The sequence below is a fragment of the Vibrio sp. Isolate30 genome, assembly GCF_022397975.1.
GTDB classification, from domain to species: Bacteria; Pseudomonadota; Gammaproteobacteria; order Enterobacterales; family Vibrionaceae; genus Vibrio; species Vibrio fortis.
On sequence record NZ_JAKEUS010000002.1, the window covers coordinates 223445 to 236804 of the forward strand.

Annotated in this window: 13 protein-coding genes; 5 read left to right on the forward strand and 8 right to left on the reverse strand. The window is 45.0% G+C overall.

All coding sequences use genetic code 11. The features are described 5' to 3' along the window. Positions 1-104: 104 nt before the first annotated feature. Positions 105-2474: a YgiQ family radical SAM protein gene (locus L1D60_RS08235; protein ID WP_239840647.1), complete on the reverse strand. Its 2370-nt coding sequence runs from the start codon at positions 2472-2474 to the stop codon at positions 105-107. Between the two features lie 247 nt (positions 2475-2721). On the opposite strand from L1D60_RS08235, the gene L1D60_RS08240 reads away from it, so the two are divergent. Both L1D60_RS08240 and L1D60_RS08245 read left to right on the forward strand, forming a co-directional pair. Next, entirely contained in the window at positions 2722-3402 is a 681-nt protein-coding gene (locus L1D60_RS08240; protein WP_239840648.1) for a hypothetical protein, read from the forward strand. 161 nt (positions 3403-3563) lie between these two features. Beyond that, positions 3564-3764, forward strand: a complete 201-nt coding sequence (locus L1D60_RS08245) for a DUF4250 domain-containing protein (protein WP_239840649.1) — start codon at positions 3564-3566, stop codon at positions 3762-3764. 122 nt (positions 3765-3886) lie between these two features. Here the strand turns inward: L1D60_RS08245 and L1D60_RS08250 are convergent, their stop codons facing one another. Further along, positions 3887-4798, reverse strand: a complete 912-nt coding sequence (locus L1D60_RS08250; RefSeq protein ID WP_239840650.1) for a LysR substrate-binding domain-containing protein — start codon at positions 4796-4798, stop codon at positions 3887-3889. 271 nt (positions 4799-5069) lie between these two features. Here L1D60_RS08250 and metE point away from each other — a divergent pair, with 271 nt between their 5' ends. Next, on the forward strand, positions 5070-7385 hold the full coding sequence (gene metE / locus L1D60_RS08255; protein WP_239840651.1) for a 5-methyltetrahydropteroyltriglutamate--homocysteine S-methyltransferase: 2316 nt from the start codon (positions 5070-5072) through the stop codon (positions 7383-7385). Between the two features lie 123 nt (positions 7386-7508). Here metE and L1D60_RS08260 read toward each other — a convergent pair whose 3' ends face one another. From L1D60_RS08260 to L1D60_RS08285, 6 genes are all read right to left on the reverse strand, one after another. Then, positions 7509-7904: a GspS/AspS pilotin family protein gene (locus L1D60_RS08260; protein WP_239840652.1), complete on the reverse strand. Its 396-nt coding sequence runs from the start codon at positions 7902-7904 to the stop codon at positions 7509-7511. A 1-nt stretch (position 7905) separates the two neighbouring features. Then, positions 7906-8202 (reverse strand): YciI family protein, encoded by a 297-nt coding sequence (locus tag L1D60_RS08265; protein ID WP_032549334.1) that lies wholly within the window; start codon positions 8200-8202, stop codon positions 7906-7908. 204 nt (positions 8203-8406) lie between these two features. Continuing rightward, on the reverse strand, positions 8407-8802 hold the full coding sequence (yciA, locus tag L1D60_RS08270; protein ID WP_150871970.1) for an acyl-CoA thioester hydrolase YciA: 396 nt from the start codon (positions 8800-8802) through the stop codon (positions 8407-8409). Between the two features lie 118 nt (positions 8803-8920). After that, on the reverse strand, positions 8921-9487 hold the full coding sequence (locus tag L1D60_RS08275) for a septation protein A (RefSeq protein WP_239840653.1): 567 nt from the start codon (positions 9485-9487) through the stop codon (positions 8921-8923). A gap of 109 nt (positions 9488-9596) precedes the next feature. Further along, positions 9597-9845 (reverse strand): hypothetical protein, encoded by a 249-nt coding sequence (locus tag L1D60_RS08280; RefSeq protein WP_239840654.1) that lies wholly within the window; start codon positions 9843-9845, stop codon positions 9597-9599. A gap of 329 nt (positions 9846-10174) precedes the next feature. Further along, positions 10175-11062, reverse strand: coding sequence for a LysR substrate-binding domain-containing protein (locus L1D60_RS08285; RefSeq protein WP_239840655.1), 888 nt, complete (start codon positions 11060-11062; stop codon positions 10175-10177). Positions 11063-11243: 181 nt separating this feature from the next. Here L1D60_RS08285 and hisC point away from each other — a divergent pair, with 181 nt between their 5' ends. Both hisC and L1D60_RS08295 read left to right on the forward strand, forming a co-directional pair. Next, positions 11244-12368: a histidinol-phosphate transaminase gene (gene hisC, locus L1D60_RS08290; protein WP_239840656.1), complete on the forward strand. Its 1125-nt coding sequence runs from the start codon at positions 11244-11246 to the stop codon at positions 12366-12368. 10 nt (positions 12369-12378) lie between these two features. Then, complete coding sequence (locus L1D60_RS08295; RefSeq protein WP_239840657.1) at positions 12379-13152, forward strand: ABC transporter substrate-binding protein; 774 nt, start codon at positions 12379-12381, stop codon at positions 13150-13152. The last annotated feature ends 208 nt before the right edge of the window (positions 13153-13360 follow it).

Below are 13360 nucleotides of genomic sequence, written 5' to 3' on the forward strand. Positions count from 1 at the left end.
CCAAGTGGGGAAATCACTTGGACTTTCGTCATTTAAAGCGAAGGGTTGTCGCTTAACTACTTAAAGTTAACGTCGCTACTGAAAGCTCTCGTTGTTATTAAGAGTTAGCGCTGCGCCGTACGTTGGCGGTTCTTTCCGTTACCAGAAGGTTTGCCACCTTGGCCATTGCCTGCTTTGTTGCGGTTTGGTTTGCCGTTTCCTTGAGATTGGCCGCCCGGACCTTTCTTAATAAAGCCGCTCGCTGGTTTACGACCGTTGCCGCCGCCATTTCCGTTGCCCTGATGACCATTACCTTGGCCGTTGTTACTGTTAGGCTTCTTACCACCTGGCTTTTTGCCTGAATGGTTACGTGGCTTCTCGCCGCCTAGACCTGGTTGAGACTTGCTGTGCTTGGTCGCGAAACGGTGAGCACCGTGACGACCAGACTTACGGCGTTGCGCTGGTGTTTGTGCATCAAAGTCTTCTTCTGGCACCAAACAACCCGGCTTATCACCGATTAGGTGCTTCTTACCCATGTCGATCAGCGCTTCACGGATCAGTTTCCAGTTCTCTGGATCATGATAACGCAATAGTGCTTTGTGCAGGCGACGTTGACGGTCACCTTTTGGCACTGGAATATCTTCACGCTTCTTGTACTTAACGCGTTTCAGAGGGTTGGTCTCTGAGTAGTACATTGACGTTGCGTTACACATTGGTGATGGGTAGAAGTTCTGAACTTGGTCACACTCGTAGTTGTGCTTCTTCAGCCAAAGCGCAAGGTTAAGCATGTCTTCATCTTCTGTACCCGGGTGCGCCGAGATGAAGTAAGGGATCAGATACTGTTTCTTACCTGCTTCAGCGCTGTACTTCTCGAACATTTCTTTAAAGCGGTCGTAAGTACCCATACCCGGCTTCATCATCAGATCAAGAGGGCCTTTTTCAGTATGCTCTGGTGCGATTTTCAGATAGCCACCAACGTGGTGTGTAACCAACTCACGCACGTACTCTGGTGATTCAATCGCTAAGTCGTAACGAACGCCAGACGCGATCATGATCTTCTTAACGCCTTCCACTTTACGTGCAGAGCGGTACAGGTCGATAGTGTGTTTGTGGTCTGTGTTTAATTTCTCACAGATCTTAGGGAACACACACGATGGACGACGACAGTTCACTTCCGCTTTCGGGTCCGAACAGCCTAAGCGGTACATGTTCGCAGTTGGGCCACCCAAGTCAGAGATAGTGCCTGTAAAGCCAGGTACTTTCTCTTTAATGTCTTCGATTTCATCCAAGATAGACTCTTTTGAGCGGTTCTGGATGATACGACCTTCGTGCTCGGTAATTGAACAGAAAGAACAACCACCGAAACAACCACGCATGATGTTAACTGACGTTTTGATCATGTCGTAAGCAGGAATCTTTGCTTTGCCGTACATAGGGTGAGGCACACGCTTGTACGCAAGGCCGAATACGTAATCCATCTCTTCTGTGGTCAGAGGGATCGGTGCTTGGTTTACCCAAAGCTCGCGGTCACCGTGACGTTGAATCAGAGCGCGACCCGAGTATGGGTTCGTCTCTAAGTGCAGGATACGACTAGCGTGAGCGTAAAGAATACGGTCGTTGTTTAGCTTTTCAAACGCAGGGATACGAACCGCCGTTGTTTTCGCGTCATGGCGAGAAGGGCGAATAGTAATTGGCTGTGCTTTAGGTTCTTCGTCTTTCTTAGTATCACACTGGGTTTCAACCTCATACGGGTTAACCGGCACGTAAGCCTTACCCGGCTTTTCGATACGTGAAGAGTCGATGATTTTGAAGTTCTCAGGTGCAGCAGGCAAGTTGACAGCAGTACCGCGAATGTTTGTCAGGTTCGCAATCTCTTCACCATCGGCTAGGCGGTGTGCTACTTCAACCAGTGCACGCTCTGCGTTACCAAAAAGAAGAATGTCTGCTTTCGCATCGAAAAGAACAGAACGACGAACTTTGTCAGACCAGTAATCGTAGTGAGCTACGCGGCGAAGACTTGCTTCAATACCACCAAGAACAATAGGTGTGCCTTTGTAAGCTTCGCGACAACGTTGAGAGTAAACCAGAGTTGCACGGTCAGGGCGCTTACCACCTTCATTATTTGGTGTGTAAGCATCATCGTGGCGTAATTTACGATCAGAGGTATAACGGTTAATCATGGAGTCCATGTTACCCGCGGTGATACCGAAGAATAGGTTAGGTTTACCTAACTTCATGAAGGCGTCTTTATTGTCCCATTTTGGCTGCGCAATAATACCTACGCGGAAACCTTGCGCTTCAAGCAAACGACCAATGATCGCCATACCAAAACTTGGGTGATCGACATAAGCGTCGCCCGTTACGATGATAATGTCGCAGCTGTCCCATCCAAGAGCATCCATTTCCTTTCTACTGGTCGGTAAAAAGGGAGCTGTACCGTAGCATTCGGCCCAGTATTTTTTGTGTTCGTGAATAGGAGTGATATCGCTGTACATATTTCGACCTCTGATTTTTGAGGCGGGAATTATAGCGGCATGCGCCCAGACTAGCCAGTAGAACATGCCCCTGATAGTTCTAGTGTCTTTCCCCCCAATAAGCGATGCAAAGCTGTATTGAGAAGTGATTCTTGGAAACAGCATAGACCAAGGATACGAGACAGTGAGCAAATTGATGATTTTGATTAGTGTTCCAAGCAGTTTTTGATATCATTCTGCGAAAATAAGTCCATATAAGTAGATCCCGATGATCGAATCTGTATTACTTCAATTCGCACCTATGTTATTGGGTGCACAACTCGTACTAACGCTGATCTTAGTGAAAGGTGATATCTGCCCAGGCCAGCGTGGTCGTATTCATAAGGTATTACCAGCGATTGGTGTACTTTGGTTGGCAGTGGCGTCACTTAAGGTCGAAGCTTTCTTAGTCGTATTTGCCATTTTCTATTTCTTCTCTCAAGTTCAGACGAAGAAGACTCGCGATGCCGGACCGATTTGGGTGATGTATTTAGCCTGTGGTTTGGCGCTCTCTTATGTTGGGATTCAAGCAAGCGAGAAGGCGACTCTAGTTGGCCTAATCTCATCACTGCTTCTAACAGCCTTACTCGGTAGCGCGTTCTCACATCTACTTCTGACCATTGCACGAACACGTCTTCAGGCATTCCACCGAATCTTGCCTGTTGCGGGTATTCTAAGCGGAATGCTGGTGGTGTTGACCACAGTACTGGGCGCCTACTCGCTTTCTGAAGAAGTATTGGAACCTATGGTGCCGTCGTTGTTGTTTAGCTTTGCGCTTCTAATTTCATCGATTGTTGTTTGGTGTTGGCATTTGCTCTTCGCAAAAACGCCTGAAAAAATCCAGCTTGCGGTTGCTTTGCTAATGCTGATTGCTTCTGTTGTTGGCTTAGAGCCAATTTGGGCGCTATAGCTATTTAGGCGCCATCGCTATTTAGGCACTATAGCAATTTGGGAACTTCAGAAAGCTGCGAATTGTGCTGTGATTGAGCGAGAAATGTGATCTATTAGTAAGCGGGCTTACCATTGTCGTTCTAAACTTAAATCAGTCGATGTGTTCGTAAGGAGTACGAGATGGATTTAAGCAACGTCAAAAGCCTAGATAGCATTATTCTATTGGGAATCGTCAACGAAAAGTTGCGTCTTGAGTGTGATAGTTTTGAAGAGCTTGTCAGCATGTATGAAATGGATATCGAAAGTGTGGTGGGCAAACTAGATATGCTCGGTTACCAGTACGATCCATTGACCAATCAATTCAAATCCTATGCCCGATAGCTGCTTAGCAGAAGCTTAAAGGATTTAAATATCACAGTTAAAAGCCACAGATTAACAGTCTGTGGCTTTGTTGTTTTTGGCACTTCTAAATCTGATGCATCTTTAAAATAGGGTTGCTACTGCTAGACAACCTTGATTCCATCGAGATGACTTTTACTCTGCTGCCTTGCGGTACTGAAGAAGGCTTGTAAATAGCGCTTATCTTTATCCGAGTTCCTTACAGCTGCAAACAGTCGACGAGATAAACCTTTCCCTAACGGCTTGCTAGCAATCAAGCCTTGTCTTGAAAACTCACTGATTGCCCAGTTGGGCAGAGCTGCTACGCCTAATCCTGCAGATACCATTTGTACTAGCATCAATGTGTTATCAGCTTGCTTCCATTTTTTAGGTTCGATGCCAGCAGGTTGAAGGAAGTGTTTCACGACATCGAGGCGCTGTTTCTGAACAGGATAAGAGAGCATGGTCAGATCGAGCAAATCTTCCGGCTGGATTGCTTCTTTTTCTGCAAGAGGCGAGTTAATTGCCGTGATCAGTCGCATCTCGAAGTCAAACAGTGGTTCGTAATGAACTTCCGATCGAGGCTGGATGTCCGAAGTAATCACGAGATCCAGTTCTCCTGCCATCAATGCCGGTAAAGGCTCAAAACCAAAGCCAGATGAGAAATCGAGGGTCACGCTTGGCCAAGTGACCTGATACTCCTTGAGAGCAGGCATCAGCCATTGAAAACAGGAGTGGCACTCGATCGCCATATGAAGTCGGCCGTTCACATCCTCTTTGAGACTGGCCAATTCGTTCTCTGCTTTGGCCAGTTTAGGCAACACTTCATCCGCCAACCTCAGCAGGATTTCACCCTCTGACGTGAACTTAACTGGGCGAGTTTTACGCAAAAACAGTTGCCCACCCACACGAGCCTCGAGATCCTTTAGTTGGTGCGATAACGCAGACTGCGTCAGGTGTAGTGATGTCGCCGTCGCTGTTAAAGATCCACTATCACGCAATGTGGTCAGTGTTCGCAGGTGTTTGAGCTCTATCATGAGTGATCCTCATAGTTCCTAAGCTGATGTTTAATATTTCTTAATAACTACCCTACGTCGTTTTTGTGGATGTGTAAACATCTGGACGTCTAAATGTTTTCGGTTTTCTCATATGTGAATTCGCCAACATGAGGTTTTCTAATAAACAAGTTGAATATTTGGAGATTGTTCACAAAGGCGTTTGGCGAGATAGTTTAGCCATCCAGACGCCTTTGAATGAAATTAATCAGCGTCTGACCGGATTTTAAAATAGTGATTAAGGAATAGGCTCATGACAACAACGACTCATATTTTAGGCTACCCACGTATCGGCGAAAAACGAGAACTCAAATTTGCATTAGAAAAGTATTGGCGTGGGGAAATCGATCAAACTGAACTGAAAGCAGTCGGTAGCGAACTGCGTCAGCGTAACTGGCAAGCACAATCCGACGCTAATCTTAGCTTTGTTACTGCAGGGGACTTTGCTTGGTACGATCATGTTCTTGCCACTACGTTACTACTGGGGCATGTACCAAAACGCCACAACAATGGCTTTCCAGATTTGGATACGCTTTTCCGTGTAGGCCGTGGCCAATCTCAGAGTACTTGCTGCGGCTCGAATCACCACCACGATCAGGACGGAGCGGCAGCGTCAGATATGACCAAATGGTTTAACACCAATTACCACTACATAGTGCCTGAATTCAGCAAAGACGATTCATTTGAAGTGAGTTGGCCGCAACTATTTGATGAAGTGAATCAAGCGATAAAAGAGGGTCACAAAGTAAAGCCTGTACTGCTAGGGCCGCTGTCATACCTCTACTTAGGTAAAGAGGTAGAAGAAGGTTTTGACCGTTTGAGCCTTTTACCTCGCTTGCTAACCGCGTATCAGGGAATTTTGGCGAAATTGGCGAAGCTTGGTGTGGAGTGGGTGCAAGTTGATGAGCCTATCTTATCGCTAGAGCTTGAAAAACCGTGGGCAGATTCATTCAAACTTGCGTATCAAGTCATTCAGGGAGATGTAAAGATCCTCTTAACGACCTATTTTGATTCAGTGAATGAAACACTAAATAAGATCATCGAACTTCCAGTTAACGGCTTACACATTGATTTAGCAGCGGCTCCACAGCAGTTGAATGAGGTTGTCGAAAAGCTGCCTCAAGATTGGGTACTGTCTGCAGGTGTCATCAATGGGCGCAACGTATGGCGAGCGGATTTAGCGACACAACTTGCGTTGCTGCAACCTGTAAAAGAGACGTTAGGAGAAAGGCTGTGGGTCGCGAGCTCTTGTTCACTGTTACATAGTCCTGTGGACTTAGATCTTGAAGAAACACTAACAGAAGAAGTGAAGAGCTGGTTCGCCTTTGCTAAGCAAAAAGTCACGGAAGTAAGCCTGTTGGGAGCTGCGCTAGATGGGGACGATAACGCTATCTTAGCGTGTGAAACTTATAGCCAACCGATTGAAGCTCGCAAACAAGCGACCCACGTTAACAAACCACATGTTCAAGCAAGATTGAAAACGCTGACGAAAGCGATAGGGGAACGAAGCGCGCCTTATGCCGAGCGTGCTGCTCACCAGTCTGAGGTGTTAGGTTTGCCATTGTTACCAACAACGACCATTGGATCGTTCCCTCAAACGGGTGAGATTCGTGTACAGCGCAGTGCTTATCGCGCAGGGAAGCTCAATGAGAGTGAGTACAAACAAGCATTGAAAGGGCACATTGCCGACGCCGTAAAACGTCAAGAAGCGCTCGATCTTGATGTGCTGGTACACGGAGAAGCCGAACGTAATGACATGGTTGAATACTTCGCTGAGAACTTAGCAGGTTTTCAAACCACCAAGTTCGGTTGGGTGCAAAGCTACGGTTCTCGCTGCGTAAAACCTGCCATTGTGGTTGCGGATATTGAGCGAGAAAAACCAGTAACCGTTGAGTGGTCGACTTACGCACAGTCACTTACCTCAAAGCAGATGAAAGGCATGTTAACAGGGCCGGTAACGATTTTGTGTTGGACGTTCCCGCGTGAAGACATCTCTCGCAAGGAGATAGCTAACCAATTAGCTTTCGCGCTGCGTGACGAGGTTTCAGATTTGCAAGATGCAGGCATCAATATTATTCAGATCGATGAACCTGCGATTCGAGAAGGATTACCTTTAAAGAAAGCAGCTCATGCAGAGTATTTGGAGTGGGCGGTTGATGCGTTTAAAGTTGCTGCCGCGAGCGCCAAGCCTGAAACGCAGATCCACACTCACATGTGTTACAGCGAGTTTAACGAGATCATTGAATCTGTTGCGGCACTTGATGCAGACGTGATTACGATTGAAACCTCTCGCTCGAATATGGAATTGCTTAAAGCGTTCGAAGAGTTTAACTATCCGAATGAGATTGGACCGGGTGTGTATGATATTCACTCTCCAAACATCCCATCAGAAGAGTGGATTGTAGGACTTCTTAAGAAAGCAGCAGAAAAGATCCCGGCAGAACGTCTTTGGGCGAACCCTGACTGCGGTCTTAAAACACGCAATTGGTCAGAAACCGAAGCAGCACTAGCCAACCTTGTCTCGGCAACCAAAACACTGCGTAAAGAGTGGGAAGCTGAGGGAGTGTAAGACAAGTAAAGCTTGAATAAGGCTTTGTATCTGATGCCTTACTGGCGTAAAAAAGCCTCGCACTCGCGAGGCTTTGGCTTTTCATCTTGCTCGAATCTCGAATCTCGAATCTCGAATCTCTAACTAGCTACCGCTTTCGCAGGTCTGCTTGCTTATGAGCTGCTCAACCATCAATTGACCACGAGTATTACGTATCTTGATGTTGTATGCCAAGCCCATGTCTAAGTTGGCACGTACTTCAGAGTTGGTACAGTAGCTATTAACGCTGGTTTTCAATACTTGATTGAGTGGCTTTGCACCTTGAGCATCTTGGTTGTAGATCATCATGATTTCAATCACGGTGTTCTTTGCCAAGACACGCATGACTTTCAACGGGCCGTATTCGATCGGTAATCCCGCTGATAGAACACCAGCTCGGTGTTGCGCCATCATCTCTAATTGACGTTGTTGGTCTTGGTCACTTGAACTACAACCCGCAAGAACGAGTGCAGCCAGTGATCCGATAATCCACTTTTTCACTTTAAAATACTTTCTTAAATGGTTTTACAATCACATTAGCATAGACGCCAGCTTCAATATATGGGTCTGCATCAGCCCAAGCTTGCGCTTCTTCTAGTGAGTTAAATTCTGCAATGACTGTCGAGCCAGTAAAACCCGCTTCGCCAGGGTTATCTGAATCGATAGCTGGCATTGGTCCTGCTGTTAATAAGCGGCCTTCATCGTGAAGTGTTTGTAGGCGTTCTAGGTGTTGAGGGCGAACGCTCAGGCGCTTTTCCAATGAGTTTTCGACGTCTTGAGAAAAAATCACGTACCACATATTGGTATATCCTTATTTATACTTCACAAAAAAGAGGCTCGGTGAGCTATGTAGCTAATTTACGCGAACTAATCGTATTTGGAAGGGGGAAAAACAAGAAAGTGTGAATTGATGCGCGTCGAAGAGGCTGGGTCTTTAAAAGCTGAGTGGAAAACGCTCTAAAGACCCGAAATTAGAAGGCTATTCGTCTGTTTAGCGAATGGCTTATTTGGCAATAGCGCGAGGTTTACCTTCAGAATCAATGGCAACATAGTTAAAAGTTGCGTCACATACCATGAAACGGTCTTCGATTCCGTGGTCACGAACCGGCTTAACCCATACCGCTAAGTCAATGCTCATTGAAGTGCGACCGATTTTTGTGCACTCACCGTAAACACATACTACGTCACCTACCTTCACTGGCTTTTTGAACGTGATACTTGAAACCGATACGGTTACGATGCGGCCGCATGAAATTTCTTTCGCTAAAATACCACCCGCTAAATCGAGTTGAGACATGATCCAGCCACCGAACACGTCGCCATTGGCATTGGTGTCGGCAGGCATAGCAAGGGTGCGAAGAAGAAGTTGGCCTTTTGGCGCATCAGAAGTGTGACTCATTATAAGGGATTCCCAAAACATCAATAAGTCAGTGGCCAGCGTTTATCCTATTGGCCACTGTGAACGAAATTATGTGCAAGATTGTAACAAAAAATGAGATTGAGATCTCATTCGACCATTACCCATCGTCTCTATTTTTTTCAGACACCGAGTGGTGTTTTTCTTCAGGTAGGTTTTTGTAAATGTATAGGCCAGTTAACAGCGTGAATGTGATCGTGGCGATCAACAAACCGAACACTTTGAAGTTCACCCAAGCATCGAGCGATAAGTTGAACGCGACATAAATGTTCAGAGCGGCACATAGTGTGAAAAACGCTGTCCATGCCCAATTAATCTTGCTCCATACAGAATCAGGTAGCGTGATCTCTTTTCCAAGCATTCCTTTAATTGCCGGCTTACCCATCAGTTGGCTGACGGTTAACCCAATAGCGAACAGCGCATAGACAATGGTGACCTTCCATTTGATAAAGTCATCGTCATGCAGAAAGATTGTCATACCACCAAACACCGCCACCATAGCGAAAGTGATAACTTGCATTTTTTCTACTTTTTTAAACAGTAGGTAGGTGAGTGCTATTTGAATGGCGGTTGCAGCAATCAATGCGCCAGTGGCCGTATAGATGTCGTACATCTTGTACAGGGCGAAGAAGATGATGAGTGGGATAAAGTCGATGATTTGCTTCATTTTGAACCGAACATCCTGTTGAGATACCTCCATTCAGTCTAGCCAAAAGTGCTTCGATTCAAAATAGAAGGAAGCACTTGAAAAATGAAATGTTTGATTGAGCGGCTTGTCACCGAGTGCATGAAGTTTGGTAGCGTGGGATAAGCTGCTTAATGTCTTCCAAATAACCTTCACTTTTAAGGTTATCAAGGGTTTGCTCCAGCTCTTCTTCACTCATTGTGAAGCATGTCGACTTACCTGTCGTTAGGTCCAAATACTCGTGATATTCACGTTCTGTGAAGTGGCCGATACGATCCATGAGTAGTGTTTTGATTCCATGGTGAATTAAGCCGTAATACGTGTGTCTTTGTAAGGTCATAGCCTATCCTCCGTGACAAGCTGCAGTGAGAAAAAATGCAACCTGCTTAATATTGGTTGGGTTGTCTATGACAAAGCAATTCGAATGCCATTTTCATATAGAAGGTGGAACTTTCAACTCAGAGCACTAATTTGTCCCACCTTTTCATTCAGTTAAAAGAATGCTTAGTCTGCTTTCACTAAAACAATACGTGTTGTGAGAAGAATAGTTTTATTTTGAGAGGCAATTTTGCACATCAATTTAGGAATAACTTGATTCTCAAATTGATAAATGTGGTTGCCGTGAACGGAAAAGCTTTGCCTCAAAGGTATTTGGCTTTCCATTGGTGGCTAATCCACCAACCAATCAACCAGAGTTGATAATGACGTATTTTGACGATTCTTGGGTTGTAGAAGGAAATAACCATTCCCCGAGAACACACTGCCTTCACTCACTTTTACTAACCTGCCTAAATCGATGTCTTGCTTAGCAAGGGTGATATCACCGATGGCGATGCCGAAGCCTTGCATCGCGGCGTTCATTGCTTGATCGAGCGTTGCAAATTGCTGGTTGTTCTTGCTTGAAAGTTCATTACTGCCGATATGCTCAAGCCATAGTCGCCAATCACTCTGCTCATTATTGGCGTGCAACCAAGTGTACTGGGACAGCTTGTGTGGCTTGATGAGGTTTGACTCGGAGTCTATGAGATGCTCGTTCACAATGATCTGCGATTGGCATATCGGAGCCAACTGCTCGTTAAACAAGAGCTGGCTAACAATTGAATGTTGGTTGGGCTTTTTACCATAGGTAATAACGGCATCAAATGGGTCAAAACTAGGCTCAAAAACATGCTTGATAGTCGATGTTAGCTCGACATCAATCTCAGGATAAGCCTGTTGAAACGACATGAGTTTGGGTAACAGCCAGGAGGTAATACAACTCGGGGCATTGAGTTTAATCTTCGAGGGCGAGCTCGATACCTGATTGAGAGCCGACTGCAGTTGTTGAATGGTTGCTTGAATAAGCGGAACTAACTCTTCGCCTTTTGGTGTTAACGACAGCCCACGAGCATGACGATAAAAAAGATCACACCCCAAATTATCTTCGAAAGACAAAACCTGACGACTAACAGCACCTTGAGTGACATTTAGCTCTTGAGCAGCACGTGTAAAGTTTAAGTGCTTTGCCGTAGATAGAAAGGCAAGCAAGGTTTTGGTTGAAGGGAGTGTGTGGTTCATATGTTTACCTATGATTTTTTATCATGGCTATTATGTAAATATTTCGATTCATTTATCAATAGTGTTCTGTTTGAATGTAAATACTTAATCATCATTTGTGATTCAATATGTGTATATGTCACATAAATTGAATATGAAAGCGATGGTGAAGATATTTTGATTATTTAGAAAGGATCGCCTCTTGATATCTTTTATCGATAACTTAGTGCCTCAGGCCGTAAAAAAATTAATACCTTATCAATCAGCAAGAAGAATTGGTGGTGACGGGCGTGTTTGGTTAAATGCAAACGAACTAGAGAGCACTCTGTTTCCGGGGGAAGTAGGGCATAACCGTTACCCAGACTTTTTGCCGCAAGATATAGCGAAGGCATACCAAGCGTATTGTGAAACTGATGCGGCGGCGGTTGCCGTGCGCGGTGCTGATGAAGCGATTGATTTAATAATCAGAACATTCTGCAAGCCCGCTCAAGACAAAATACTGATCTGCTCGCCAACCTACGCAATGTATGAGTTTTGTGCCGATGCGCTGGCGATTGAAACGCTCGATTCACCCTTGAAAGAGGATTTCTGTTTAAATGTTCCTGATTTGGTGAACAAAGCGGAGTTGGCGAACATTGTTTTTCTATGCTCTCCCAACAACCCTACCGGTAATGTGATTCCTAAAGCGGAGTTGATCGAGGTAATAGAAGGGACTCAAGGTAAATCGCTGGTGGTCGTAGATGAAGCGTATATAGAGTTCGAACCTCAAACATCGGCTGTGAGCTTGATTGAGCGTTACCCTCATTTAGTGGTGATTCGTACTTTGTCCAAGGCGTTTGGGCTTGCAGCAGTACGTTGTGGGTTTATCTTAGCGAGCCCAAATGTAATGCAGTATGTAGCCAAACTGATTCCGCCGTATCCAATGCCAGATTGCTCATCACAAATCGTATTAGAGGCGTTATCAGGTGAACGAGTTTCTGTAATGCAAGACGCCGCACGACAGTTGATTGAAGTGCGTAACCATTTCGCAGCTCAACTGGCGCAATTCGATTTCGTTGAGAAGGTTTACCCGTCGTCGACCAACTTTGTATTGTTAAAGCACAAGCCTGAACACCAATTGTTTAGTGTGTTGGCAAAAAATGGCATTGTGACGAGGAACCAACATCATGAGCCAGCGTTACGTAACTGCGTTCGCATCAGTATTGGCAGCCAAGAGAGTATGGATGAAGTGATCGCGTCACTTAATCACTACCAAAAAGAATTACATCAGAGACAACAAGCTCAAACTAAAGAACCTCAATTTCAACTTGATAAAAATCATATCTAGGATGGCAATGATGAAAAAGATATTACTAGGACTCACTTGCGCTGCAGCTTTACTTGGTACCACCGTACAAGCGAAAGAGATTCGTTTGGCGTCAGACTTTACTTATCCGCCATTTAATTACAAAAACAGTGAAGGTGTGCCGGTGGGCTTCGACATCGAAATTGCTGATGCCCTATGTGAACAAGCAAAACTGGATTGTACTTGGGTATCTCAAAGTTGGGATTCACTTATTCCTAGCTTGTTGGCCAGAAAATCAGACGTGATCATGGCATCAATGCGCATTACAGAAGAGCGCAAGCGTAAGATCCTGTTTACTGATAAGTACTACCAAACCCCAGCAGTATTCGTTGCTGCTAAAAGTGCGACATTCGATATTAACCAAGATGGCTTAGCGGGTAAGACCATCGGCGTGCAGCAAGGCACTATTCATGATCGATATGTAACCGATAAGTTCGGCAGTGTTGCAACCATTAAGCGCTACACTGGCCAAGATGAAGTCTATCTTGATCTTCAGAACGGTCGCTTAGATGTCACTTTTGGTAACTCAGATCAGTTATCGCTCGCTTTCTTGGATAAGGCAGAGGGTGCAGATTTTGAATTTGAAGGTAAAGCGGTAACCGATAAAGCTTATATCGGTGAAGGCACGGCACTCGCGTTAAGAAAACAAGACGCAAAGTTAGCGGAGCAGTTTAACAATGCTATCGAAGAGATCAGAGCAAACGGCACCTACGATAAGATCGCTGCTAAGTATTTCTCTTTTGATATCTATGGTAGTGATTTGTAAATTCGAAGTACCGATGTTGGAAAATAAATTAAACGACGAATTATGAGCATAATAGAAATGCTAGTAGTTTAATATTGATTAATAATAAACCCCTAGATCTTAAGTTCTAGGGGTTTTTGTTTAGGAGCCAGGTGAACAAGGTTATAGAGGAATATATTTATTAGTTGAGCTATGTTTAAACATAACGTGTCATTTGTTTAGTGAATCC

Bases quoted from the DNA above. Each gene is read 5' to 3' on its own strand.
- L1D60_RS08235 (WP_239840647.1), bottom strand. From the start codon at position 2,474: ATGTACAGCGATATCACTCCTATTCACGAACACAAAAAATACTGGGCC.
- L1D60_RS08240 (WP_239840648.1), top strand. From the start codon at position 2,722: ATGATCGAATCTGTATTACTTCAATTCGCACCTATGTTATTGGGTGCA.
- L1D60_RS08245 (WP_239840649.1), top strand. From the start codon at position 3,564: ATGGATTTAAGCAACGTCAAAAGCCTAGATAGCATTATTCTATTGGGA.
- L1D60_RS08250 (WP_239840650.1), bottom strand. From the start codon at position 4,798: ATGATAGAGCTCAAACACCTGCGAACACTGACCACATTGCGTGATAGT.
- metE (WP_239840651.1), top strand. From the start codon at position 5,070: ATGACAACAACGACTCATATTTTAGGCTACCCACGTATCGGCGAAAAA.
- L1D60_RS08265 (WP_032549334.1), bottom strand. From the start codon at position 8,202: ATGTGGTACGTGATTTTTTCTCAAGACGTCGAAAACTCATTGGAAAAG.
- yciA (WP_150871970.1), bottom strand. From the start codon at position 8,802: ATGAGTCACACTTCTGATGCGCCAAAAGGCCAACTTCTTCTTCGCACC.
- L1D60_RS08275 (WP_239840653.1), bottom strand. From the start codon at position 9,487: ATGAAGCAAATCATCGACTTTATCCCACTCATCATCTTCTTCGCCCTG.
- L1D60_RS08280 (WP_239840654.1), bottom strand. From the start codon at position 9,845: ATGACCTTACAAAGACACACGTATTACGGCTTAATTCACCATGGAATC.
- L1D60_RS08285 (WP_239840655.1), bottom strand. From the start codon at position 11,062: ATGAACCACACACTCCCTTCAACCAAAACCTTGCTTGCCTTTCTATCT.
- L1D60_RS08295 (WP_239840657.1), top strand. From the start codon at position 12,379: ATGAAAAAGATATTACTAGGACTCACTTGCGCTGCAGCTTTACTTGGT.